General features: G+C 25.1%; 4 protein-coding genes. All 4 read left to right on the forward strand.

Annotated features, from left to right (window positions below):
- Positions 1-419: 419 nt before the first annotated feature.
- The 4 genes from EPJ72_RS13675 to EPJ72_RS12775 all read left to right on the forward strand — a co-directional run bounded on the left by EPJ72_RS13675 (position 420) and on the right by EPJ72_RS12775 (position 2,625).
- Entirely contained in the window at positions 420-548 is a 129-nt protein-coding gene (locus EPJ72_RS13675) for a hypothetical protein (protein WP_255447291.1), read from the forward strand.
- A gap of 147 nt (positions 549-695) precedes the next feature.
- Positions 696-971, forward strand: a complete 276-nt coding sequence (locus tag EPJ72_RS12765; RefSeq protein WP_147732491.1) for a Smr/MutS family protein — start codon at positions 696-698, stop codon at positions 969-971.
- A 19-nt stretch (positions 972-990) separates the two neighbouring features.
- Positions 991-1,737, forward strand: a complete 747-nt coding sequence (locus EPJ72_RS12770) for a MerR family transcriptional regulator (protein WP_147732492.1) — start codon at positions 991-993, stop codon at positions 1,735-1,737.
- A gap of 153 nt (positions 1,738-1,890) precedes the next feature.
- Positions 1,891-2,625 carry a hypothetical protein gene (locus EPJ72_RS12775; protein WP_147732493.1) on the forward strand — a complete coding sequence of 245 codons (735 nt, stop codon included), beginning with the start codon at positions 1,891-1,893 and terminating at the stop codon, positions 2,623-2,625.
- The last annotated feature ends 100 nt before the right edge of the window (positions 2,626-2,725 follow it).

A 2,725-nucleotide genomic window follows, 5' to 3' on the forward strand; every position in this document is an offset into this window, starting at 1 on the left:
AGTTCTCAAACGATATAAAATACTTTCTACTCGATATCGAAATCATTTACAAAAGTTAAATACAAGATTTTTTATATTAGCATCAATATATAATTATCAGTTAAAAAATGACTTTTGAAACAAGTCTAATCTTTTAAATAAATTATTCTACTCATTTTTAGAAAAAGAATACAAATTAAGCTATGATAATACAGAAGACATAATAAAAAAAATCAATAATTTCTATAATATATATATAAACAAGTAGAAATTCCTATAAAAAAATATTAAAAAAAATTAAAAAAAATCAAAAAAAATTCTCGATTGACATCCATACAAATATGTCAAATGACAAATTAGTATAAAAGTCCTAATATATAACTATGGTTAGATAAAAATATTTAGCCTAACTAAAAATTATATTTTTAAGGAGGAGCAATATGAGTAAAAAATCAAATCATAATGCTGACATTTCAAATGCTAACAAAGGTACATCTGGAACAAATATTACCTATGACAAAAACCAAGGCAACAGAGGTAAACAGATGAACCCTAATCAGAAGAAATAATTAAGTAAAATTTATTTCTCTAGTCTGCCTCAAATTATTTACTAGTTTGGGGCGTCTTAAAGTTTAGAAATTATTATGTAAAAAGTTTATATGTAATGATGGTTATGTGAAAAGAAAAATTAATGTTTATAATAAGGAGATTATATAATGAACTTATTTATTGATTTACACAGAAAAAGAGCAAAAGAAGCAAGAAACTATTTCACAAATTTATTAAAGGTATTATGCATATTAAAAATATTATTTGGAGATAGTTTAAGCATTAATATGGAGGTGGTATTTGGAAGAGGGCTTCATAGTGAAAATAAAAAACCTGTTTTGAAATATGTTATTTTAAGACAAGCTGAAAAACATAGATATTTAGGTTATCAATATAAATTAAATAAAAAAACAGCTAATGGTTCTATGATTATAACTTTTTAATAAATAAGGTAACTGTAAAATGGCAAGAAGAGATGAAAACAACAATATAGATAAAAATGCTAAGAGAAATATAAATGCTTTTGATGTGTATTATTTTATAAAGAATAGAAAATATGCTTTGCCAAAATATTCGTTTATTTTGAGAAGCAAAAAGGGATTAATGTCTATAGGAGAATTTTTAAATCTTTTGGAAGAAAACAATATAAAAAATATGAGTATTAATCTGCTTAGGGAATGGGATAATAAAGAGCTTCTTCCTGCATACAGAGTTGAAAGGGGAATGATTAGAACAGAAAGCAGATACTACATAATGGAGCATCTTGATATTGTAAGAGAGATAGTAAAATTAAAATCTTATGGGCTTGAAATAAGAGAGATAGAAAAGGTTGTTTTTGAAAATAAATCTTTTGAAATACTTTTTTTATCAAAATTAATAAAAAATAAAGAGCTGCTTATGAAGATGAAATGCATTGTAAAAAATATAAAACATATAGAAGATGAATTAGTAAGTTCTATATGCAATGAAGTAAAAAATATATTTAACATTAATGATGATGATTTTAAAGAAACTTTTAATGATAAGTATTTAAACACTATATTAAATGATTATAAAAACAGCGATTTAAATCCTGATGAATTAAGCGTGTTATTATTATCTTTAATACTTTTGAGTTTATACAATTCTTATGACAATAATTCTTTTGACAGAAAAAAATTCTCTAAACAGTTCTACAGCATCATAAGTGAGAATAAAAATAGTACCTAACCATACTTAGGTTGTAAGTTTATTGACTAATAAGATTGAATAAAGAGTAAATATATTTAATATAGATAAACATATTTTAACATTTGATAATTTATTAAAGGTTAGTAAATCTTTAATTGTTATAAATAAAAAAATATTCAAGGAGCAACAAAAATGAAAAAACAATTATTGAAAATTCTTTTAAGTTTAACAGCATTAATTTTTGCAGTAAGCTGCGGAGATGAAGCTGACAGCCCTTATGATCCTGGAGATGGCGGCGGCAATAATTCCTCCTTCTATGTATATGAAGGTAGTTATTCTCTTGGAAATGATCATGGTATTATACAAGTTGATACTGATGCATCTTACTCTCAAGTAAAAAAGCAAGCAAAATATAAGTTCAGTATAACTCCTTCAGATGCCAACTGCAGTGTAACAATTGCAAATATAACTATAAAAGGAACAGGTACTATTACAGATGTTAATTTATCTGCAAGTGATTTATCAGTACCATCAAATATTTTAAATAACGAAGAGGTATCAGTATCATTAACAAGTTCAGGTATTAATAAATTTAAATCATCTCAAAAAACTAAAAGAGCAGTATATACTGTAACTCTTGAGTTTAAAAATGGCGAAGCATCTAAAAATGTAGATATAGACCTTACTGTTATAGTAAAAATAATAACTAAAGCAGAAATAGAAAATATGATTCAAACACTTGGAAAAAACGGAACAGTTACGGTAATAGATGGACCACTTCCAAGAGCAGATTTCAATTTTTCTACTTTTAGTTTAACATCTTCAGGAAGCAGTTTTACAGCTACTAGTGAGTATAATTGGCAAAGCCAACAATTTTCTGCTAGTAGTGTCTCATATAATAGACTTGTTTCAAAAGTCATTTTTTAACTGATAATTATATATTGATGCTAATATAAAAAATCTTGTATTTAACTTTTGTAAATGATTTCGATATCGAGTAGAAAGTATTTTATATCGTTTGAGAACT

The organism is Brachyspira pilosicoli, assembly GCF_008016535.1.
GTDB classification, from domain to species: Bacteria; Spirochaetota; Brachyspiria; order Brachyspirales; family Brachyspiraceae; genus Brachyspira; species Brachyspira pilosicoli_A.